The organism is Sulfurisphaera sp. (assembly GCF_059755235.1).
In genome coordinates this window covers 31,383-54,332 of record NZ_DBPRYF010000027.1, presented here as the reverse complement: position 1 = coordinate 54,332, position 22,950 = coordinate 31,383, and the positions used below count along the sequence as shown (strand labels likewise).

19 protein-coding genes and 3 pseudogenes are annotated in these 22,950 nt (G+C 35.2%); 11 read left to right on the top strand and 11 right to left on the bottom strand.

The window, feature by feature from the left end; genetic code table 11:
* Positions 1–313: 313 nt before the first annotated feature.
* Positions 314–1,558, top strand: a complete 1,245-nt coding sequence (locus tag AC3OCB_RS03710) for an RNA-guided endonuclease TnpB family protein (protein WP_498340865.1) — start codon at positions 314–316, stop codon at positions 1,556–1,558.
* 77 nt (positions 1,559–1,635) lie between these two features.
* Here the strand turns inward: AC3OCB_RS03710 and AC3OCB_RS03705 are convergent.
* From AC3OCB_RS03705 to AC3OCB_RS03695, 3 genes and pseudogenes are all read right to left on the bottom strand, one after another.
* Positions 1,636–2,530, bottom strand: a pseudogene (locus AC3OCB_RS03705) (MFS transporter); the annotation flags it as partial.
* 151 nt (positions 2,531–2,681) lie between these two features.
* The gene (locus AC3OCB_RS03700) at positions 2,682–3,914 is read right to left on the bottom strand and encodes a glycosyltransferase family 4 protein (RefSeq protein ID WP_498340863.1); all 1,233 of its coding nucleotides are present in this window, start codon (positions 3,912–3,914) and stop codon (positions 2,682–2,684) included.
* 202 nt (positions 3,915–4,116) lie between these two features.
* A pseudogene (locus AC3OCB_RS03695) lies at positions 4,117–4,290 on the bottom strand (glycosyltransferase family protein); the annotation flags it as partial.
* Positions 4,291–4,678: 388 nt separating this feature from the next.
* Between AC3OCB_RS03695 and AC3OCB_RS03690 the strand changes: the two are divergent.
* Genes AC3OCB_RS03690 through AC3OCB_RS03680 form a run of 3 tightly spaced genes read left to right on the top strand, consistent with a single transcriptional unit; the run spans position 4,679 to position 7,609 of the window.
* Positions 4,679–5,605, top strand: coding sequence for an NAD-dependent epimerase/dehydratase family protein (locus AC3OCB_RS03690; RefSeq protein ID WP_498340862.1), 927 nt, complete (start codon positions 4,679–4,681; stop codon positions 5,603–5,605).
* Complete coding sequence (locus AC3OCB_RS03685; protein ID WP_498340861.1) at positions 5,602–6,810, top strand: UDP-glucose dehydrogenase family protein; 1,209 nt, start codon at positions 5,602–5,604, stop codon at positions 6,808–6,810. The genes AC3OCB_RS03690 and AC3OCB_RS03685 overlap by 4 nt, the downstream gene beginning before the upstream one ends.
* A complete protein-coding gene (locus AC3OCB_RS03680; RefSeq protein ID WP_498340860.1) occupies positions 6,794–7,609 on the top strand; it encodes a UTP--glucose-1-phosphate uridylyltransferase in 816 nt (271 codons plus the stop codon). Before AC3OCB_RS03685 ends, AC3OCB_RS03680 begins: the two co-directional genes overlap by 17 nt.
* A 14-nt stretch (positions 7,610–7,623) precedes the next feature.
* Here AC3OCB_RS03680 and AC3OCB_RS03675 read toward each other — a convergent pair whose 3' ends face one another.
* The 4 genes from AC3OCB_RS03675 to AC3OCB_RS03660 all read right to left on the bottom strand — a co-directional run bounded on the left by AC3OCB_RS03675 (position 7,624) and on the right by AC3OCB_RS03660 (position 11,894).
* Positions 7,624–7,884 carry a hypothetical protein gene (locus tag AC3OCB_RS03675; protein WP_498340859.1) on the bottom strand — a complete coding sequence of 87 codons (261 nt, stop codon included), beginning with the start codon at positions 7,882–7,884 and terminating at the stop codon, positions 7,624–7,626.
* An 86-nt stretch (positions 7,885–7,970) separates the two neighbouring features.
* Positions 7,971–8,126, bottom strand: a complete 156-nt coding sequence (locus AC3OCB_RS03670; RefSeq protein ID WP_498340882.1) for a transposase — start codon at positions 8,124–8,126, stop codon at positions 7,971–7,973.
* A gap of 727 nt (positions 8,127–8,853) precedes the next feature.
* Positions 8,854–10,290, bottom strand: a complete 1,437-nt coding sequence (locus tag AC3OCB_RS03665) for a cytosine permease (protein WP_498340858.1) — start codon at positions 10,288–10,290, stop codon at positions 8,854–8,856.
* A 158-nt stretch (positions 10,291–10,448) separates the two neighbouring features.
* On the bottom strand, positions 10,449–11,894 hold the full coding sequence (locus AC3OCB_RS03660; RefSeq protein ID WP_498340857.1) for an MFS transporter: 1,446 nt from the start codon (positions 11,892–11,894) through the stop codon (positions 10,449–10,451).
* Positions 11,895–12,260: 366 nt separating this feature from the next.
* Between AC3OCB_RS03660 and AC3OCB_RS03655 the strand changes: the two genes are divergently transcribed.
* The 6 genes from AC3OCB_RS03655 to AC3OCB_RS03630 all read left to right on the top strand — a co-directional run bounded on the left by AC3OCB_RS03655 (position 12,261) and on the right by AC3OCB_RS03630 (position 17,275).
* Positions 12,261–12,821, top strand: a complete 561-nt coding sequence (locus tag AC3OCB_RS03655) for an acetate uptake transporter (protein ID WP_498340856.1) — start codon at positions 12,261–12,263, stop codon at positions 12,819–12,821.
* 174 nt (positions 12,822–12,995) lie between these two features.
* Positions 12,996–13,457, top strand: a complete 462-nt coding sequence (locus AC3OCB_RS03650) for a hypothetical protein (RefSeq protein ID WP_498340855.1) — start codon at positions 12,996–12,998, stop codon at positions 13,455–13,457.
* Positions 13,458–13,469: 12 nt separating this feature from the next.
* Positions 13,470–14,204, top strand: a complete 735-nt coding sequence (locus tag AC3OCB_RS03645) for a Rossmann-like domain-containing protein (protein WP_498340853.1) — start codon at positions 13,470–13,472, stop codon at positions 14,202–14,204.
* Between the two features lie 56 nt (positions 14,205–14,260).
* Positions 14,261–15,394, top strand: coding sequence for a hypothetical protein (locus AC3OCB_RS03640; protein WP_498340852.1), 1,134 nt, complete (start codon positions 14,261–14,263; stop codon positions 15,392–15,394).
* The gene (locus AC3OCB_RS03635; protein WP_498340851.1) at positions 15,391–15,822 is read left to right on the top strand and encodes a hypothetical protein; all 432 of its coding nucleotides are present in this window, start codon (positions 15,391–15,393) and stop codon (positions 15,820–15,822) included. Before AC3OCB_RS03640 ends, AC3OCB_RS03635 begins: the two co-directional genes overlap by 4 nt.
* 367 nt (positions 15,823–16,189) lie before the next feature.
* A complete protein-coding gene (locus AC3OCB_RS03630; protein ID WP_498340850.1) occupies positions 16,190–17,275 on the top strand; it encodes an MFS transporter in 1,086 nt (361 codons plus the stop codon).
* A gap of 75 nt (positions 17,276–17,350) precedes the next feature.
* Here the strand turns inward: AC3OCB_RS03630 and AC3OCB_RS03625 are convergent, their stop codons facing one another.
* Positions 17,351–18,130: a helix-turn-helix transcriptional regulator gene (locus tag AC3OCB_RS03625; protein WP_498340848.1), complete on the bottom strand. Its 780-nt coding sequence runs from the start codon at positions 18,128–18,130 to the stop codon at positions 17,351–17,353.
* 93 nt (positions 18,131–18,223) lie between these two features.
* Between AC3OCB_RS03625 and AC3OCB_RS03620 the strand changes: the two genes are divergently transcribed.
* Positions 18,224–18,784, top strand: a complete 561-nt coding sequence (locus AC3OCB_RS03620) for a hypothetical protein (protein ID WP_498340847.1) — start codon at positions 18,224–18,226, stop codon at positions 18,782–18,784.
* A gap of 212 nt (positions 18,785–18,996) precedes the next feature.
* Here the strand turns inward: AC3OCB_RS03620 and AC3OCB_RS03615 are convergent, their stop codons facing one another.
* From AC3OCB_RS03615 to AC3OCB_RS03605, 3 genes and pseudogenes are all read right to left on the bottom strand, one after another.
* Positions 18,997–20,502 (bottom strand): APC family permease, encoded by a 1,506-nt coding sequence (locus AC3OCB_RS03615; RefSeq protein ID WP_498340846.1) that lies wholly within the window; start codon positions 20,500–20,502, stop codon positions 18,997–18,999.
* A gap of 356 nt (positions 20,503–20,858) precedes the next feature.
* Positions 20,859–21,476: pseudogene (locus AC3OCB_RS03610) on the bottom strand (S41 family peptidase); the annotation flags it as partial.
* A 17-nt stretch (positions 21,477–21,493) separates the two neighbouring features.
* Positions 21,494–22,744: an RNA-guided endonuclease TnpB family protein gene (locus tag AC3OCB_RS03605; protein WP_498340845.1), complete on the bottom strand. Its 1,251-nt coding sequence runs from the start codon at positions 22,742–22,744 to the stop codon at positions 21,494–21,496.
* Positions 22,745–22,950 lie beyond the last annotated feature (206 nt).

Sequence of the window (22,950 nt, the reverse complement as noted above, 5' to 3'; positions counted from 1 at the left end):
ATAAAAATACAAACTGTCTTTTGCTTTCTCTATTTATATACAGAATTATCGTGGTAACTTCGTTTCACTTTCCTTGAGCCACTTCCAGTTTTAATGGACTTTCAATCTTCTCACTCTCTTAATCACTTTCCTCAATGACAATGACTTTTACTTTCTTTCCGTGTAACTTTTGCAACTTCTATTGATATTCCTTAGGTGGATAAACTATGTACCTTTTCATTGCTCTTACAATTTTTCCCTCAAATACATATATAGTTGCCATAATCTAATATTTATACAAAAGTTTATAAGTCTGTATGCTAAATGAAAACTCGTGGAAACCACTCAACCGATGAACCCGTTTATCCCCTCAAATGAGGGGATGGGTGAGAAGCGAAGTCAAGCGAAGTATAGACTAGCATTAAGAGCGGAAGTTGAAGTGTCAAACAGAGAGGAACTGTTGTGGGAACTAATAGAGTACCGCTACAATATGCAGAAACTTGTGGACGAGTTGTGGAGCTTAAAAGAGGTTCCAGGCAAGAGCCAATTACACGCAATGTTCTACGAAAGACTAGCAAAAGAGAGAGGTTACAGAGCTCATGTAACAAAGAACATGTACATCAAGGCAGGGAAAATTGTGAAGGAGGCAATAAAGAATGGAGCTTCACATGTGCCAATATTGAAAAGGCTAACGGCTGAGTTTGATAATTATGACGCTAGAGTTGACTTAGAAAGAGGAGAGGTAAAGGTTATCTTTAAGAGCAAGGGCAAGTGGTTTACCATCAGATTAAAGCATAAAAAAGAGTACATTAATAAGTTTCAGAAACAGATGTTAGAAAGAAAATACAAGTGGAAAGAGGTGTATGTCTCATACCGCAACGGAAAATTCTATGTTAGCGTAGTTTTTGAAGTTGAATACAAACCTTACACCCCGCTAAGTGTTATAGGGCTTGATGTTAACCTAAGAAAGATAGTGTTTTATGATGGTAAAAAAGTGAGGAGAGTTGATACTCCATTTGTCAAAGCTCTGTCCTTAAGGGCAAAAGCTGAAGAGATACAGAAAAAGTATCCAAAAAGGTGGAGACATAATAAGAGAATATTAGAAAGGATAAGAGAACTTCACAGAAAAGCTAAGAATGTTGTCACAGACAAGTCTAGGAAGTTTGCCAAAAGGCTTGTTTTATTTGCATTAAAAAAGAAGTATGCTATCAAGTTAGAAGAACTAACTGGTTTAATTGAGGAAATGAACAACACAAGTAAAAAGACTAGATGGAAATTATCACGTCTTGATTATCGTATACTACAAAACGCGATAATAACTAAGGCAATAGAGTATGGTGTTCCGCTATATTTTGTGGAGCCTAAAGGTACGTCAAAGTTGTGCTATAGGTGTGGTGCAGAGCTAATCTATGAAGGTAGATTAGGAATTTGCCCTAAGTGTAGATTTATCGCGGATAGAGACAAAAATGCAGCCATGAACATCTACAAGAGGATGTGGGGGAGCCTTGGGTCTCTCCTGAACGCCCCTGCAGTGAAGGATGAAACCAGACAGAGTGGGGGAAAGAAGATGAGGGGATGAGGGGTAGCTGTGCTGAGGTTGTCACACCTAATTAGAAATCCCAACAAATACCTAAAAATCAGCTCCCAACCCGAACCTCACTGCTCTAAACCTACAAATAACATAAAATAAGGAACTAAACCAGCTCCAACAATCTTCACCAAACCACCTAAATAAAGAAGCAAAGCCATTCCTCCTAAACCTACTAGTAACATCACTCTTCTACCTAAAGAATCAACAATAAACTCAGCAATTAGATAACCAGCCAAAGCACCACCGGAAATCGCTAACGTTCCTAGGACTACCTCATAATTTGATGGAAACACAAACTCTTTTAAAACATAAGGGTAATAAAGACCTATACCGTAGGATGCAACATCGAATAGGAACCAAATACTGCTTACGAAAAGCATTATTTTAAGAAGTTTTCCCTTAAATAAATCTTTCACAGAAGAAACTCCTTTATTTTGTACCTCCTTCTCTTCTTTTTGCCCAGACTTAGCTTTCAACCATCTAGGCGACTCTACAAGCCGAAGCCTTAACAAGATGACTGGCAATGAAAGAAGAGCACCAATAAGGAAAACAAATCTCTAGAAGTATGGACCTTGACTTAAAAACAAGAGAGTTACTAGACCAGAGACCGCAGTGCCAATCCAGTACATCGAAACGGAACCAGTTAAGTATTTTCCCCTAGACTTCGATGGTGATAACTCAGATATGAAAGTGCTACTTATAGGATAATCGCCACCAATCCCTACACCTAAAAGGAGACGTGAAGTAAACAATTCAATGAAGTTATTTGAAAGTGAGGATAATGTACCAAATATTAGGAAGAAAAATAGATCGAACCACAATATTTTTCTTCCTACCAAGTTTATCTGACAGATAACCAAAAATTATTGACCCTGGTATCATGCCCATAAGAGAGGCTGAAAGCAAAAGACCGTACTCAACTGTAGAGAGGGAAAATTCTTTTAAAATAAAAGTTGAAGCGAAAGAAATTACGCTTAAGTCGTAACCGTCTAATAAAAACCCTGCTGATGTTACAAGAAAAGTTTTCACTCGTTCTGCGAAACTTTATTCCTCAAATGGCACAATTGTAAACTTATTTTTTCAGTATAAAAAGAAAGAGGAAATAAGTGCATTACTTTATCTCAAGGAACTCCTCTAATGCATTATATTCTGCTTCAGCCACATTTTCCCATGAGGAGTAAAGGTTGATGAATGATTTGTACTCTTCATCAAAAAGATTGTCGTACTCCCTTAAGTTATAAAATTCGACAATCCTGTTTGCCATATCATTTACGTCAAATTCCTTGACGAATTTTACAGCCTTTAATTTTCCAAAAATCTCTCTAATCGCTGGAATGTCATAAGCTACGACTGGCGTTTTTAAAGCTAGAGATTCCAAAGTAACCATTGAGAACCCATCAAAGTGTGTAGGGTAAACGAAAAGTCTTGCTTTAGCAACAGCCCTTAATAGTTCTCCTTTAGGCGAGTACCTAGGCAAATATCCTATATACTCTATTCCGGCATCTTTTGCCATTTGTATAAACTTTTTCTTTACTTTTTCATTGTAAAACTTTCCCATAACGATCAGCTTTGCATTCGGAATTCTCTCTCTCACTTTCTTCCAAATTTTTGGAAGTTCAAAAATCCCTTTTTCTGGCACCAACCTAGCAAAAAATATTGCATAATCCTCTTTATCTGAAGAAGAATAATTCAACAGCTCTTTTTCAAAAGCGTATGCTGGTTTTAAAACCCTCCATGGAGTTTCCCTTCTTACTAACCCCAATTCCTTAAATTCATCTATACTTGCCTTGGAAACGGCTAAAAGAAAATCAACATCTTTGGAATACTTCTTGAAAATTAAATTGCTATACGAATTCCTAAAGTATTTTAAAAGTGTAAGAGCATTAAAACCTCTGAGCTTTATCATGTATTTTAAACTATATATTGATTTTAAGTTACCATCTTGCAAGACTATTGTACTTTTAGCGGTTGATTTCTCTTTCAACAAAGATATTGCACTAACCAGATGATACGAAGCATGATCGGAAAGAATTATATCTGAGGCTTTAGCTTCTTCTAGAAAATTAGAATAATAGTCTCTCTCCATTTTAACTAATGAAAGCGGATTTTTTGGATAACTCTTACATTTTTTAGCCAATTCCTGAGCTTTGTCTGGGACTATTACGTTGAGACTTCTAACATCTTTAATTATTTCATTTACATCTTTCCCACACAAAGCAGAAAGAGGGGGGACTACAGTAATCTTAGCCTTCTTTGAGAGAAACTTAACTACATTATAAGGTCTAAGCTCGCCACCACCGCCACCAGATAAGAATGAAGGAGTTGCAATTCTAAAAATATGCATACGTCAAACTGCATGGAATAAATTTAAAATTTTTGGTTTATGAAATTCTGAAGAAATTCTTGACATTATTAAAAATTAATATAAAATTATTTATGATCTTTATCCTTCTCACGTTGTACAGATACTGGTGTTATTATAGATTTCTAAACACAGTTTTTGCTTCATCATTGTATGTAAAATACTTGTAACTCTTATCCTTAGTTTAAGCAATCATTTCACTTCTTTCCTCATCGTTTTCAAGATAATGTGAGATTAATTCCTTCAGTTTCTTCGAGTCTCGAAATGTAACCGTTTCTAGGAAGTACTTCTTGATAAAAGGCATGTAATCGGAGGTCTGAAAACCTTTGCACCCTGCGACTTCAAATGTTTTCATTGTTGGTGTATTTGCTCTTACACTTACTTGAGCTTAGAGATTCACGTTGATCCTTGTAGCATTAATTGTTTTCACATAGTCTTCACCATATACACTAGATGCCCATTCTTTAAGCAAAACCAATAGTCTCCAAATACGTGTATGTCAGATAATTTCAATTTTCTTATTATTCTTCTTCCAAGATATGATTGTTTTATTTGTTGTATATTTTGGAGAAATTCACAATTCAAAAGACTCATAAAAATAGGAAAATACGAATATGCAATGAGTAGTGAATTCACGATCATTATAAGTGACAAAGGATACAACTTAGAAGAAAATAACTTTAGTTAACTAAGATCTTCCATGAAGATTTCATTATATTTAAATTCTGTTAAACGTCATATTTCCCATGGAAAAGATTCTGATTTCAGGTGGAAATGGATTCCTTGGATCATACCTTGTTGAAAAGGCTTTGAATGAAGGATTTCATGTGACTGTTGTCGATGACATGAGCACAATGAGCGAAAAAAACATACCCGATGACATTGAATTTATCAAGAAAAGAATTGAAGATTTCTACACAGACGAGAGGTACGATTATTATGTTCATCTTGCTGCAAGACCATCCCCCGATGATTATGTTAAATACCCCGTTGAAACAATGCTCTCAAACTCTTTAGGGACATACAGAATGCTGGAAATGGCAAGAAAACATAACGGCATATTTTTTTACACGTCCTCATCGGAAACATATGGCGATGCAGAAATAATTCCGACACCGGAAACTTATTGGGGAAAAGTCAACTTTACGGGTATACGTGCATGCTATGATGAAAGTAAGAGGTTTTCAGAGGCACTTGCTTTGTCATACTACAGGGAATACGGCTTAGATGTAAGGATTGAAAGGCCTTTTAACGTTTACGGTCCAAGAATAAGAATTGACGGTCAGTATGGAAGAGTGATCCCAAGGTTTATCTCTCAAGCACTTAAAAATGAAGATATAACGATTTATGGGGATGGGTTGCAGACAAGAAGTTTTCTCTACGTCGATGATTGGCTTGAGGCCACGTGGAAGTTTCTTATGAACGATAATCTTGCGGGGGAAATAATGAATATTGGATCAGATAAGGAAATAACGATCAGGGATTTAGCGTACAAAATAAAGGATCTTACAAAGAGTTCATCAAAAATAGTTTATCTTAAAGCTAGACCTGATGATCCAAGAAGAAGAGCTGCCGACATAACAAAAGCAAGGAAACTATTAAACTGGGAGCCTAAGGTATCGCTTGATGAAGGGTTATTAAAAACAATAGAATGGATTAGGGGGAGAATATGAAAATAGGCGTTGTAGGACTTGGCTATGTAGGCCTTGTTACAGCAGGGGTTTTAGCGTATCAAGGATACGACGTTATTGGAATGGATATTCTCAAAGAAAAAATAGAGATGCTGAAGAACAGGAAATTACCAATATATGAACCGGGCCTTGCTGAGATACTATTTTCAGATAAGTCAAAAATTAACTTTACTGATTCTTACGAGGATTTGAAAGACAGAGATATAGTTTTTGTTGCTGTACCTACGCCTACTATAAACAATAAAATTGATCTTAGCTACGTCTTGAGTGCATCTAAGTCAGTGGCATCTGTTAATAAAGACGCCATACTTGTTATTAGGAGCACAGTAGTCCCGGGAACAGCAAGGAAAATTATGGAATTAACTGGGCTTAACGTTATATCAAACCCTGAATTTACGAGGGAAGGTTCTGCAGTTTACGATACATTACATCCGGATAGGGTTGTTGTTGGTGGAAAGAATGCTGAAATCGTTGCAGGTATATGGAAATTTACAAATACTCCAATAATAATAACTACTAATGAGATTGCCGAGCTAATAAAATATGCAAGCAACGCATTCCTTGCAGTAAAAATTTCCTTCATCAATGAATTCGCAAAACTGTGCGAAAAGATACCCGGGTGTGATATTGAAGTAGTTGCAAAGGGCATGGGACTAGACAAAAGGATAGGAGAGAGTTACCTCAAGGCAGGTTTAGGATTCGGTGGATCGTGTTTGCCAAAAGACACAAGAGCCATTGTCTCCTTTGCCGAGTCTTTAGGAGTAGAATTAAAAGTTGTGAAAGCAGCTATAGAAGTTAACGACGCGAGGATCAAGGATGCAATGGAGATAATAAGGGAGACAGCAACAAACAAAGATGTATGTGTTCTTGGAGTTGCCTTTAAAGAAAATACGGATGATATAAGGGAATCAAGAGCATTGCTTTTAATAAAGGAGCTTATTAGGAACGGGTATAGCGTTTCATATTACGATCCTGTTGTAAAGATAGAAATAGAAAATGCACATAGATATGATACAGCGGAAGAGTGCATCAAGAACCATGAAAATGTTGTAATTGCAACGGAATGGCCAATATTCAAGGAATATGAGAAATTACTTGAAAACAAAGTAGTAATTGATCTGAGGCGCGTCCTTGACCCAAGAAATATAAGGATTTATAGAGGTGTTGGACTTGGTCCAAAAAGTTAAGAAGGCCGTTATACCAGCCGCGGGAATGGGGAAAAGACTCTACCCTTTAACAAGGGCACAACCTAAGGAGATGCTTCCGATAGTTGACAAGCCAGTAATACATTACGTTGTTGAAGAGGCTGTTTCTGCTGGCATTGAAGACATTCTCGTAATCACCGGTTATCGTAAGGATGCAATAATACATTACTTTGATCATAACCCTCTAGACGACGAATTTAAGGAATATGGGATAGAGAACCTTCCTAACGTATATTTTGTAAGGCAGAAAAAGCCTTTGGGCCTTGGTGATGCTTTAAGATACGCTAGAGGATTTGTAGGTGATGAACCTTTCCTAGTTCTTCTTGGAGATACAATTTATGAATCGAAAAGCGAAAAATCCGCATCGAGACAGCTTGTTGAAAAATTTGAAAAAATACAAAAACCATTGATAATGGTGGAAGAAGTTGAAAAAGAAAAAGTCAAGGATTACGGGATAATAGGTGTAGAGAAAGAAATAGGCGAATACTACAAAATAAACAAGGTAGTAGAAAAACCTGAACCGGAAAAAGCTCCAAGCAATCTCGGAATATCGGGGCTTTATATTCTAACCCCAGATATTTTTGAATATCTGCAAAAGATAAAAGCGGGGAAAAATAATGAATATCAATTATCGGATGCACTTGATCTTCTAGCTAGGGAAAAGGAGCTTTATGGGACAAAAATCAATGCAATTAGGTATGATATTGGAACAAAAGAAACATGGATAAACACATTTATAAAATTTGCAAAAAATGACAAGAGGTTCAAGTTAGATATTTAATTAATGAAGATCTCTTAAAACGCTTGCCATGAAATAAGCTCTACAGAAAACCTTGAAATAATTAAAATAAAGATAGAATTAATTAGAACTACTGTTCTCCTTAGGTTGCATGTTATTATCTTTAACACAATTTCTTTTTCAACCGGTTCTGAAATCTTTGACCTAATAAATGACCCCCGCTCTTCCTCTTTAATACTAAATGCACTGTTTCGACTATTGATCTTCTCTTGTACTCTTCTGGCAAGTACCTTTTCATCCTCTTTCTGTTTTTCCATTTAGTTCCATGTATTGGTAAATCCTCATTCCTAGCCGGTATTATTGCTAAAAGACCGTGTTTTTTCGCAGTAATGTGGCTTTCTTCCTAATTATATCCCTTACCGCCAATTATGATTTTGAATTTGTTAGTTATTTCTCTGTCTATACTATTCAGTATCTTCTTAAACTCCTTTGAATCATGAATCTCCCCAAAATGAATGTCGTATGCAACGATTATTTGCGATTTATCATCAACAGTTATTGTTGTTTTAACTTACTTCTTCCTTATTTTCGTACCAAAATCGTTAAGCCCCTTATCGTAATGAATGATAATTAACGAAAAATCCCTTGGACTATCAATTATATTATATTTCCCAATAGTCTCTCAAAAATTTCAAAACCTTGTTAAAGACAGTCTCAAAAAATTTATTTCGAACCTTTTCGCAAATTTCCGTTGTCGCAAAGTGAGGTATTTCTAAGAGAGACAAAAGGGCAACAAATACGGGGTTAGGAGATATTATTTCGATGATATCTCTATAACTTTTGTTTATCCAAATCTCATGTAAAAGAACGACAAAGGGCTGATACTGCTTGTATTTCTTCTAGGCGAACTTGGAGCAATAAGGACGGAGGACCCTTTTGAATATAGTTACAGCCTGTTTGTTCAACTTGTACTCTTCTGATCCCATAACGAATTTAGGTAATTTTACCATAATACGTTGAACCATAAATTCAGCGAAATCTTCCTAAATAAGTACTTTACCAAGGTTTTCTACAGAGCTGGTTTATGTAATGCTTAATTTAACCTCCATGACTAGAATGGCAGTGGACAAAACGGTTCTTAATTCAAGCTTTACCGAATATTTCATAAAATATTTTATTCGATAAATCCAAAGTTATAATCAATGAAAAATTAAATATATTATATTAATTTATATTCTAAATTTTATTAAAATATTGAAAAATATAAATTTTCCATATAATAATTTCTAATGTTTCTTAATTAGTAAGTACGTTCCCATACTTATAAAGAATGATAGATACCATCCATATGAGTATAAAAATGACAGAGTAGGGATCAGAAACCCTAAAACTGGCACAAGAAATCCAACAATCATTGCTATAATCCCTTCGACATTATAACCAAGAGTGTACCAATATTTTCCATTTGGCTTAAATAAATCAATAAGGCTAATTTCAGTTTTATCTAAAATCCAATAGTGTGCTATCATGACACCAGCTACTGAGCCTAAACCTGCACCTATCAAATTAATTACATTCTCAATACTTGAGCTATTACTGTACCACAGCCATGGAACATAAAATAGACTAACTATGGCTGCAATTAATGCAGATTTTCCCCAGTCTAATTTTCTAGGAAACAAGCTAATTAAGTCATAAACTGGAGATACTATATTCGCTGCAACGTTTACCGAAATTGTGGCAATAACCAAGCTTACCCCGGTTACCAACGTTAACACGGGATTATTTGTGAATAAGTACATTATATTAACTGGATTAGCGTATTGAAGTGCTTCCGATGAAGGAATATGATATAAATATATCATCGTAGACGTAAGACCTACTGCTACAAAACTGAACAAAAGCGTAAGGATTGGTAATCCGATGGCTTGTCCAACGAGTTGATCCTTTTGAGACCTTGAGAATCTGGTAAAATCTGGGATATTCAGCACTAGAGTTGCCCAAAATCCTGCCATTGTTGATATACCAAGAGCTACACTTGAGATTGTAGGTGTTTCATAACCTCTAATTAAAGGTAAACCATGAGCTTGCATTATGGCATAAGCTAATAAACCTCCTAAGGTAAGCAAAACTAAAGGACCTGCAATAAGTTCGAAATTCTTTACCTCATTCATTCCTTTGAAAAGGACTAGAACGTTAAGAACCCAAAATGTGAAAAACGAAATTGTCATATGAAGGGGCATTCCTAAGAAGTTCATTGACATATACTGCCATGATGGGAAGAATGCTGATATAGTTGCATCAAGTATTAAGCCACCAGCATAACTTTCAACCGCAAACCAGAATAATGCAGATATTGCTCTCATTATTACCGGTATTCTTGAGCCTTTAATTCCAAACATAGGTCTTATTGAAGAAGGATAAGGAATCCCCCATTTAGCTCCAATATGCCCATTTAAGTAAAGAGCAATCAAAAGCGTTGAATATGCGAAAGCTATTATGAACAATGCTAAGGGCGTTCCAAATTCAAACGTTAGGAGACCAGCTAGCATAAACGCAGGCACATTATGTATCATACCTGCCCAAATGGTAGTGTAATTAACCCAAGTCCACGTCTTTTGCGACTTGGGCAAAGGGGCGATATTAGGATTGTAAAATTCATCAGTTACTTTTGATGTACCTTGATTGTAGTCCTTGAGGTCAATCTCAATCTGATCAGACATCTTAATTTTATCGTTTAGAGGGGTTTAAAAGTTAAACTATGTAAAGAAAAGGTATTAGTCACTTTTCGTTTAATCCTAATATTGCATGCTTATTATTCTTCTTGTTCTTGTTGGTTGTTAATAATAAAACCGGAAAAACACATATTGCTTTTCTACTCTCATGCTTTGACTTGTAGTACTTGTCTCTTTGTTTTTTGCTGTTTAATGATATAATTCTTTGTGAAGAGCGAAACAATTAGGCTGAAGAACATAAGTCCAATTGCTGTCATATACATGTAGTGGAATGCTGAGTAGGCTGGAAACTGGGCAATCGGCAACATCTTACCTTGTAATATATATACAGCCCATGTTACGTAAGAGTCCATAAACACTGTAGAAATTACTGGACCAGTAGAACTCCCAATAGTCCTTATTAATGTATTCATACCAATTCCAATACCTCTTTGTTCTTCCGGTAGCGAAACAGCGACCATGTTAACTAAAGGTATTATTAAATTTACTAAGCCAGCAATAGTTACTATTACTCCAACTAGTATCTCGTATTCGTTATATCTAAAAACGTCAAGGAGGTAATAGCCAAGCATACTTACTAAAGACCCAGTAATAAGCAACGGTTTAGGTCCTATCACGTTTATCAATCTTCCCACGATAGGCCCTATTACCATCATGATTATAGCTACTGGGCTCATCAATAGTCCAGATTCTATTATGGAAAGACCTAACCCATATGGTTTAGGCAATTGAAGGTAATAAATAAGACCAGTAAATAAGAGGAACATCGCAGAACCTGAAATTAGACCAGCAACGTTAGCAACCATTATGTTCCTCACTTTAAATAGATGAAGAGCCATTAAAGGTTCTTTCACTCTTCTCTCTATTATTATGAAAATGGAAAGAGAGATAAAGGACAGAACAAGGAGAGAAAGTTGAGGTAAATTTGTCCAACCTGCACTCGGTCCGTTAGATAAATAAACTAGAAAGGGTACAACGGTAAGCAATAAAAACGTTGCTCCTAGATAGTCGATCTTCTCCTTAGTTTTTGAAGGAATTTCAATTATATATTTTGAGGAAACACCAAGTAGTATTAGAGAAAGAATAAAAGCTGTATGAAAAGCGTAAGGCCAGCCTAGATCTTGGACAATATAAGAGCCTATAAGTAATCCAAGAGCTGGACCAGCCGCTAATGTAGCACTTAAGACACCTTGTGCCCATGCAACTCTCTCCTTAGGAAACAAGTCAGTTATAATAGCTATTGCTAATGGGAAAACTGCATAACCAAACCCTTGAATTGCTCTTGCTGCAATTAGGAAGTAGATGTTTGGCGAGAAACCAGCTAATAGTACTGCTAGAGAGTAAAAAGCTATAGAGATTAAGTAAACTTTCTTTTTTCCATAGCGATCCCCCAGCTTTCCGAAAATTGGAGAAGCTACGGCACCAACAATCAGATAAGCTGATGTGATCCAGGCTACTGTTGTAGCAGTAGTCGCAAACTGCTTTTCTATTTTAGGCATGGCAGGGATTACCATTGTTTCGACGTAATTAATGAGGGTTAACATCAATGTGAGTGTAATTAAAGTTCTCATTGCTTCCTTTTGAGAATCCATAATGATAAATTATCTTATGGTAAAATAAACCTTTCGATATATCTTTAATGTGATGTAGACATAACTTTCTCAACAGAAATTTGGTACATCAGTTTTAGGTAAAATATTAAATATTCCTAGTTAATTATCGATGAGAGCAACGTCAAAATGTTTAAAGTTAGTCTGCTAATTGCTAAAGTCACGTTAGTCTGAAAGTTTTAACATAGAGAATTTTTTAGATAAATAAAAACTGCATAATGTAGTAAAATACACTCACTTTGAATTAGAAAGTTCTTAAAGGAAAATACGTTGCACTTTTCCGCTATCAATTTGGATTATTTCAAAATGTATAAACTTTATAAACATCTATTTACTTTAATAAGAACAATGTCAGATCAAAAAAGAGCAAATCCTGCACCTCTAGGTCTATCCGGTTTCGCATTAACAACACTAGTTCTATCAACATTTAATGCGGGGCTATTAACTCAAGGCGCTTCAGCAGTATTAGGACTAGCAGCTTTTTACGGGGGATTAGCACAGTTAGTTGCTGGGATTTTAGAGTGGAGGGCTGGTAACACATTTGGATATACAGCATTCTTCACTTATGGTGCATTTTGGGAATGGTACTTCTTAACAGCGTCTGGGCTTTTCCCTGGTGCTACAGCACAGTCTATAGGTCTCGTGTTAATAGCTTTTGGCATTTTCACTTTAGTTATGTGGTTTGGGACTTTCAAGGCTAACTTAGGTTTATTTGTAACGTTTTTGCTGTTATGGATAACGTTCTTTTTACTCGGTGCTGGTGCCATGACTGGTAATGCTTCTTTAACTCATGCTGGAGGTTATGTGGGTATATTGACTGCAATTGCAGCCTGGTACACCGGTTTAGCGGAAGTAGTTGCTGAGAGTTTAGGAAAGAAACCACCAGTAGGGAAAGCGGTAATGAAATAAGTAAAAGAAAAAGAATTTTTCTCATCTCTTTTTTATTGCATGTTTTTTATTTAATAATCCTCTTTTGGATACGAAACTATTATATAGAGCTCTTTTACTACTTTTATTTCACTTATTTTCATTTTGTTCTCTTATATGGATAGATTTAAATATTTTTAACTAGAAATATTTATCATGAACAAATACGTTAGATGGTTGCTCATAGGTGATGGTATTTTCATACTTTATACTTTTTTCTACGCATATATAGTTCATTTCAATATGCTGATTAAAGGAAGTACAGGGTATTTTCATATACCATTTATTTATCCCGTAACTATTATGGGGATTTTAGGCATAATTTTGATATATTCTGGGATAACCGGAAGAATAAATATGGTTGGTAGAATATTGGCGGGAATTACTTCAGTTCTATCTATTCTTTTTATATACCTTCAAGGAGTACCAATGATAATAGCTCATGGACTCCTAGTACCTGTTGTCATAGCAGGCTTTCCATTTGCTGGGGGGCTCTTATTCTTCCATATTATCTTTCAACATGCATTGGGAGGCATATTGGGTTTTATTCTTGCTGTTAAACCCTCCTTGTTGCTAAAAGTGAAAAAGGCATTAGGAGTTGGAATTAAGAAAGAGTGAAGGGGAAAGAATATGCAAAAGATAATTGATTTTTTGATATCATATGCAAAGGAAAGAGATTATAGAGTTGAAAACGTGACAGTTGGTTTGCACTGGACATGTGTATTATCAAAGTATTGTGGAATGGGAATGACTCACGATATAGGTAAGGAAATAAAGAACGCTGGCAGACTTGAGGAGATGACAACCTCGCAATTGGCTGAATATCTTAAATCATGGAATTTGCTAGAAGCTGGTATTGGTTTAGCTGCGATAAATTCTGTAATTGATCCGCCAGCGAATGTGAGAAAAGATATCAATGGTTTAGATGTAGGGCTAGAGGTTGGGAAAGGGAAAAAAGTAGTTATGATAGGAAAGTTTCCCTATATTGAGAAATTTAAAAAGGTGGCTAGAGAATTTATCATTCTTGAGCTTAATCCAAATCTAATAGACCCTGATGAAGGGATTTTACCAGCAACTGCTTCAGATAGTGTTATTGAAGATGCGGATGTATTAATAATAACTGCAACCACAATAATCAATAAGTCTGTAGACAGGCTTGTTGAGCTGGGAAAGAAAGCGTTTAAAATACTTGTTGGTCCTTCAACTCCTATGCTAAAAGACATGTTAGAATATTTTGATATTTTAGCTGGGGTTAAAGTTAATGACCCTTATGGAGTAATGAAAACTATTTGCCAAGGGATTGAAATGGTTAGTCCTATTAAATTCCCAAATAATGAGCTTGAGTTTATAGCGCTAGAAAGATAAATAAGTTGTTTTATAATCTCTTCTAAGTTTTTAAGGCAAAACATGAAAATCTAATTATGAAGCTCACCATCATAAATATTGGCCCTATAAAAGAGGCAAATCTTAAAATTGGCGATAAAACAGTAATAGTTGGGCCTAACAACAGTGGAAAAACGTTTTTGGCTACGGCGTTTTATTCCCTTGTAAACATACCAATGACTCCTCATGATTACTCATTAATAAACATGAATTTATCAACTGGAGAAAATGAATATGAAATTAACTTTAAAAAAGAGGAGTTAGAGAAGTTCATAGCATACGCGCTTACAAGGCATTTTGGTGTTCCTATAGACAAAATAATTACGGTAGGGGAAAATGAGGGTGTAATTGAAAACGACAATGCAAAGGTTGTCCTGAAAAAAGATAGAAAGGTTAAAGTGGAAATGAAGAAGGAGTTGAAATTATTGATTAAATATAAAGAAAGCACTGTTAACAGGGTCATACCTCACATAATTGAAGATGAAGAAGGAGTTGAAATTGAAAAAATTGAAATTAATGGGGATAAGGAATTTGCTAATGATATAATTACAGATTACGCCTTAAAAGCCCTTTTCTCAATGGGATGGGATCCAACTGCCTTTATAAGTGTTGAAAGGATAGCATATAGGAGTTTCAAGCCTTTCATATCATATTCCGTTTTTTCGCCGTTCAGAGAGACACCCTTTAAGCCTTTGAGTTTGGATGCTTTGCGTTGGGTTGAGCCAACCGAATTAGAAGTGTTTGGTCATGAAGTTAGAGTAGAAACTGGTGAAAATGGCTTTCCGACGATTAGAGTTTTTTTAAAGGGGGAAGAAGTTATTCCTTCACCAAGCATTGACCAATTTGCAATAATTGAAAGTATAGCAAGAAACCCCAAAGTAAGGGGAATGATAATTGAGGAGCCAGAATTAAATCTGCATATAGACGCTGAAATTGAGGCTGGAAGACGCTCATCAAGATACAATAAAAAGTTGTTTATAACAACTCATGGGAGCTATTTGACTATGACCATAGCGTATTTACTTAGAGAAAAAGTAAAGGTCTATGAGCTCGTTGATGGTAAAGCAGAAGAAAGGAAAGTGACAGAGGACGGTTTATTGGAAGAGCTTAAAACTATTGGGCCGATATCTTTAGAGACTATTAACAAGATGCTTGAAGGTAGGTTTGAATGACCGCAATCTGTGCGGAAAGTCAGAGTTATATATGCATAAAACTAGATTATCTATGTGGACAAGGTACTGATATGTTATGTTTTAGAAAAGGGTTGAAGGATAAAGAGGGCAACGAATCTTTTATTTTTAAGGTAAACCCTACTTTTAGGCAGAATGCTTTTCTTGTGGAGATCAAGGAATCTGTGTCAGAATACCAAAAAGCGCTAACGAATGTATTAAACAGCTTAAGGGTCTTAAATAATGATATAAGACCAAAGAGAGCTTTTGTAATAATAAAAGAAAGGATTAGCAGAAATCTTAGGAATATCACTGAGTTCATTAAGCAGATAGAGTTAAAGTATCATGTTAAACTGGAAACAGTATTTATTGATGAAATTGAGAACAGTGATTTAAAAGATATAAAGGATTTTATTTTAAAATTTGAATAATTAAAGCCTCTACGTAATTATATTAGGAATAAAAGTTCAGTGATTTAGTTATAAAATAATTATAATAGCCAAAGGTTCCTTTTCAAGATCTTATGTTACTGAAACTACTCTCACTTAATTGATCTATCCTAACTTTTCAAAACTAATTTAATTTAATTATAGCTATCAATCCTTAAAAGTTTTTATTGTTTATAGAGTTCTAGAGAGTCTGAAGGAAAGATAAACAATGGAGAATGACCTAATCTTGACCTTGATGAATCACAATTCCAATTAGATAACTTTCCTAGAACACCTTAATAAACAAAAAGATCTCCTTATCTCTAACCTTAATAGTCGCACTTTTTACTGCACATTCAACTTACTATTCGTGGATAAAGAGAATTTTTTCCTTATTCTTTCCTCCTCGCTTCAAGGCATAGTATGGGGAGCAAATACAATTATTATTGCAATTTACTTTAAGTCCCTTGGTCTGTCTCCAATACTTATAGGGGAAATATTAGGAGGAGGGATTCTGATAAGCTCTTTTCTTTCCTTATTTTGGTCTTCTTTAGGAGACGCTTATGGAAGGAAAAAGTTTATCCTTTTGTCCAAGGGAATAAGTTTTATTGCTTTCACTCTTTTGCTCTTTTCCCCTTTTGCATATCTATTCGTGAACCAAGGATATGGATTGATATCCGCATTAATGGCCGAGAAGTCAAAAGACCTCGATAAGGCAATGGCCTATAGGGGCTCTCTAAACATACTTTTCTCTATTGTTGGATCTTTACTACCAATAATCCTAACTTATAGGGAAATAATTTCATTAGACTCCTTTATCGTGCTAATGTCCACTCTTCTGTTGATCCCCGTGAAAGAAAAGTATAAAGGGATTGGAAAAATCACTTTGAGGATTTCCTCGTTAAAGCTTTTAGGAAAGTTAACTACTGAGTCAATTATTGGTTTAGGTGCTGGGATTCTTCTACCCATGTTATCATTGTGGTTTAACCTTAGATTTGGGGTTTTAGCCCCTTCATTATCTCCAATCTACACTATGTCAGAGGCTACTCTCGCTTTAGGGACATATTTTTCGCCTAAGATTAGTGAAGCTTTGGGAAGAATTAGAGCAATCTTCATTACTCATCTAGTGGCAATTATTTTCCTATTTCTAATTCCTTTTTCTCCAACATCCATAATAGCTGGAATATTTTATGTTTTAAGGAATACTATGATGAACTTGAGTGGACCTTTAATGTCGTCTTTCGTCATGAAAGTGGTGAAAGAAGAGGAAAGGAGCAGGGTAAATAGTATGCTCCAACTTCTTGATGCCATTCCAAGGTCGTTGGGACCAGAGGTGACCGGATATCTTTTCTCTCTAGGGAACCTTTCATTTCCTTTCTTTATAACTGGGAGTTTATATTTGGTAGCTACATTCCTCTTCTATTTCTTTTTTAAAGATATGACTTATTCAAGATAAGAGAAAACAAAAGAATACTATACTGTTTAGTTCTTTTTTCATCTCTGAAGAAACATAAAACAAGTTTAGTCTCTTCTATTCTTTTTTAAATTTATAATACACCTTTCCTCTTTCCCTGACTTCCTCCACATATCCTAGTCCAACCAATTTCTTAACTCTTCTATAAGCTGTAGCTTTTGGTAATCCTGTTTTGCTTATTATCTCTGACAAGGTCGTAGCCCCGTTTTTTATAGCTTCTAAAACCACTTTATCCCTTTCATCTAAAACGTCATTAACCAAAGTTGGTGTAACCTCTTCCTCCATCTTCTGCTCAGTTGTTTTCTTCTTACTAAGCAAAAACCTCAATAAGAGACCAATTAGAATTATGTCTATTATCACTAGTGCCACTATCAGGTAAAATTCCGTATTATCTGTCTGATTTTTTATAGTTGCGCTTGACTCTGCATAAAGGATAAGGACGCTATCCACGTTTCTAAAGGAAATGTTATAAAAATTATGTACAGCAGAAAAACTATAAGGTTGAGTTGAAAGGTAACTTATTGATACATTAGACGGTAATAGAACATTTAGGGTAAAATTATAACTTTCTTGAGCCTTAACTACACCCTTTAGAGTAGTTTGATAATAAATCGTTACATTACTTCCGTTTTCAAAATCGACTTGGTTATTAGTAAAGTTATATTTACTTCCAATTACGTGAAGTCCTCCTGCGTAATTTCCAACCAAGGTAAACTCGCTCTCGTTATAAATATGTGCAACAACTGTACCATTATAATAAACGTCAATCACAGCATATCCTTTAGCTATAAATGGAAATAATAATACAAACAAAAGAAGAATAAGTAAATTCTTCACGATAGATAATCACTTTCAAGGTTTATTAGCTTAGCGTTTCACTAATGAAACGGAACTAATGTTTATATGAGAAAACTGATAATCCTATGATATATGGAAAGACAAACATTAATAATAAGTTTACTTTTAATTACATTAATTGTAAATGTTGTACTTGGAATAGAGCTTTATTATGCTTTACACAAGTCATCACAGCCTGTAGCTCAAACCCCTCTAAACATTAGTGAGCTTCAAATAGAAACAAGTAATACGTCAACCGTAGTTACAACTACTACAACAACTATTCCTACTTTAACAAGTACTAAGTCATCTACAACTTCTCCAACTACAACAACTTCTTCATCACTGTATAACTTCTCTTTTAAAGTAAAGTTTAAACTTCACGTAGATAAGAAAGGGGTATACATCATTGGAATCAAGCCAAATATAACGTTCGCTTCACTTTATGTATTGATATATTTTGATAACGGAAATACTGTCGTGTTAAGTTTTAATCACACAACCGCTAATATTACGTTCTCTGATAAAAATATAATAGTTACAGCATACATAGAAGGCTCCGCATATCAGAATTTAACTCCAGCTGAAGTATTGGGTGATTTAGGGCTTTATCTTAAATTTGTATCAGCCATTAGTCAAAATAACAATGATTAAATTTGAGGGAAAACTTATTGTTAGTTCTATATTAGGATTCATTAATATTGATTTTTTAGTTGAATTAGTTTACATTTATAGAGACTTTACATAAAATGGATTTTCCCTCGAAAAATAAACTTAGACTTTTTTCAACGTAGGCTTCATCACTACAAACAACACTTATCACGGATAGTTCAATATAGTTGTTGACATCAATGGCATCCGAAAAATTACTCTGGTGGGATTTCCTTATAGATTATACCTAAATCGATACCTTTTCTTCTATTATATAGCAAGGATACTATATACACCGCTACTGAAAATACTATAGTCCCGATTACAAATGTTAACGTTATTGGGTTTGGTAGACCATTGCTCCCTACAAACCCAAAGTCTGGATTTGTAGCTGAAATGTATGTCAGATAACCAAAATATCCGATCACTACTAATGCTGGAAGAAGAAGACTCTTAACATTAAATCTTATTGAATGCACAAATCCAGCGATACCAACTACAAGGAAATATAACGATCCAAGGATTATTGTACCATATAGTGACGACGCGTTTTGTGATCCAAGGAACACTATAACTCCAAGTAAGAGACCGGTAACAGCTAAGTCTAACAAGTGAGTGAACACTGGACTACCTTTTTTTGTCACATAAGTAAATACAGATGGTAATACTCTATCGAAAGCTAAAGCAAATATGTATCTAGCGAAAACTACGACACCGTAAGATAATACGAAGAACTCCCATGCTATTAATCCAAGTCCTATTATCCACTGCAGAATTTCATTACCAGATAAACTAATAGCAGCTGTCCAAAAAGTGAAAATATACCCGTTGTGAATGTATTGGGCAGTAGTATATTCATAGCCACCAGCATAATACATTATACCGTAACCAGCCATAACCAAAATGAGAGTTATTATAATACCATAATACATGTTGTACTTAAGTGATCTTTTTCCTTTAATTTCCGCTGACACAGCCGCACCTGCTTGCATCCACGGGAAAGTGAAAAGTGCTAGGAATGGTAACATGAACAGTGTTGCTTCCCAGTCGAATATCGGCCCTTGATATTTAGCTACAGTACCACCCATAAGAGTAATCATTGCGGATGTTTTTGTTACAAAATCACCAACATTAGCTAAAATGACAAACAAAGCAACTATCGTAGTTGCTATAGAAAATATACCAAGACCACTCACTAAAGAAAAGCCCCATCTAGCCTTAACCACGTTTATTCCTATAATTACACCAAATACTACTAAAGCAAGAATAAATGAGGGAATAGGTTGTGCCAATTCGTTTCCAATATTTGCTAGTCCTTGATTGTCGTTCATTAAACCAATTTCACTAAATACTGTTTGTATCGCTTGTGAAGCGAAAAACACAGTTAAGGCCAGATAAGATAGCGACTGTACTGATAAGATAAGTGCCATTATAGCACCAACACTGCCGTGTAGACTTCTAGATACCCATACGTAGTCTCCACCAGTCCTTGGTATTTTTGTCGTAAAGTAGGAATAGACGTAAGCTTGAGGTAAAGCCAAGAGAAATGCTATTAATGTAGCTACGAGTAAATTAGACCCTGCCAAAACATAGGGGGTTATTGATGTGAATAATGCTAGACCAGCGGACATATTACCAAGATTTAGCATTACTGCGTCAAGAAAGCTCACTTGTTTTATTAAGCCAGAGCTTTCCCTTATGAAAGGATGTGACTTCTCCATACTATAAACGTATTGTAGGCGCTTAAAAAATTACTTTCTGTGTAATAACAAGAATCCTTGCCATTTGTATAAGAATTTACATAACTAAGTAAAAGGAAGAACATTTAAACTTTTGAATCCCAATTTAAATCTAAAACAGGGAAGGGAAGCAGAAATGGTTTGTTTAGTTATAAGTTGTTAAAGTATAAGTTTACAAAAACCAAAGAAATTTAAAATTATTTGTATGCAAGAACAGTTTGAAGAAAAAGATTAAACTTTGTGGACTGAGATAAAAAAGAATCAAATTCAAAGAGTGAAACTCTATTTTTTACTTTTCATAATTTATTGAATTTAACGACTAAAACTAAGTTCATAACTTAAAAGTTATTTTTGTTCTTGTAGTTCTCTAACATTTCTAATATGAGTTCTATCGCTTTATCAAGCTGAGGATCTCCTTGACTACTTGGAGGTATATCTACTTCAATATCTGGATCAACACCACGATTTTCAATTCCAAGACCTATATCATCAAAATGTACGGCATATTCTGGCTGAGTAACTTGGGTTTTGTCAACAAGCCTTATTCTTGGTGAAATCCCTATTACTCCACCCCAAGTCCTTCTCCCTATTACCGGGCCTAGCTTGAACTTCTTAAACAGATAGGTGAAAATATCTCCATCAGATCCAGCATATTCATTTACTACTTCCACCATTACATTCGGCGAAGAGAAATAAGGCTCTGGAATTGGCTTACCATTCCTAGGCACTGTATAGCCAGACCTCTTTAACAAGAGTCTTTGAAGTATTAAACCAGAAATAAAACCGCCACGGTTAAATCTAGCATCAACAATTAATCCTTCTTCGTCAAATTCTGATAGGAAGAGCCTATAAAACTCGCTAAAACCTTGATACATCATATCTGGAATGTGCACATAGCCTATCCTGTCCTTAGTCTTCTCGTGTACATATCTTCTGTTTCTCTCTACCCAGTCTCTCTGACTTCCCCCCGCTCTTAAGAGCGAGGGTTCTCACGGTCTGAGTGGTCTTTCCCACCCTTCACTCCGTGAGCAGTCGAGAGGTGCAGAAGACCCCTCCCATGCAAGTTGCGGACAGCTATATAATCACGGTTTTCTTTAAAGCCACAATTTGGACAACGAAAAGTCCTATAATCACTCTCTTTCATTAATGTACCACACTTAGGACAAGTTGTTGAAGAGTATGCAGGATTAACCTTGATCACCTTCAAACCGTGTTTTTTTGCTTGCCACTCTATCCATTTTTGTATTCTGCTATACTGCATAAGGTATAACTTCAGTCTATAGTTTTTCCATAAATTGCCAACGTGCTTAATCATTTTGTTTAGTTCCTCTAACACTATAACGTTAGCTTTTAACAGTAAAGCAATATCTACTATCCATCTACCAACTTTCTTAGCAAAATCAATTAAGGTGTTCCTCTCCCTTCTGAAGAAATGAGCAATTCTGTTAAGTATCTTTTTGGAATATCTCCATTTTGTAGGATATCTCTCTTGTAACTTTTTAGCCTCATCCACGTAATGATATACATCATCTAAACGGGTTGGTATTTCGATTATCTGTTTGTCATTACCAACAGTAAGAAAGTCTTGATTAATGTCTACTGCTACTATACCAGTTACCTTAAACTCTTCTTTCTTTCCCTTCCTCTCTCTTTCCTCTTTATCCTTATTTTTGCTTTCATTTGTTAATCCTTCTTTCTTTGCTTTTTTCCTCTTCTCTTCCTTTTTTCTAAAAGTGATAAATAAAAACCAATCTTTTCCTCTCTTAACCATTTTGGCTTCAGCTATCTTCCAGTCCTTGTATAACGACAATGTCCTCGAATAGCCTAAGATTGGTGTTCTGTAACCTAAGATGCTAAGTCTCATCCTCTTCAAATTCAGATTATATGACAGTTTTGGCGTTAAGATTACTGATACACTCTTTACTCTAGGTTTTGATTTGTTTTTGTTGGGGTTTCCTAACCACGATGTATATACATTTGCAGCATCCCTATAGCAGTCCTCGGCTAAGCGTGATTTTAATCCTATTTGCTTTAACTTTTCATACCATTCATGGTGGATTATGTTATATAGTTCTTTCTCACTCTTGAAGCTAGGCTTAGTTTCAACTAGCCAATTAACAATGAGTTGTTTAGCCCTAGTGTACAAGTAGGCAAGGTGTTTAACCTCATGGCTAGGTGCAACTTTCATCTGAACTGAGACTTGAAATCCAGTTGACCTAGTCACAAAAATAGCCTATTTTGTTAATATTTAAACTCTCTCATCCCCGCTCTAAAGAGCGAGGCTTTCTGATGTAAAAGCTATAGAATTTTCTTTTATATCCGGAAATAAATAATATCCTTTCATATAAAAATAGAAGATCCAGTTAATTAAAAATCTTTTGAACAGTTGTTAAAACAGATAAAACAGTATGAAGTTGGTGTTATTGCTAC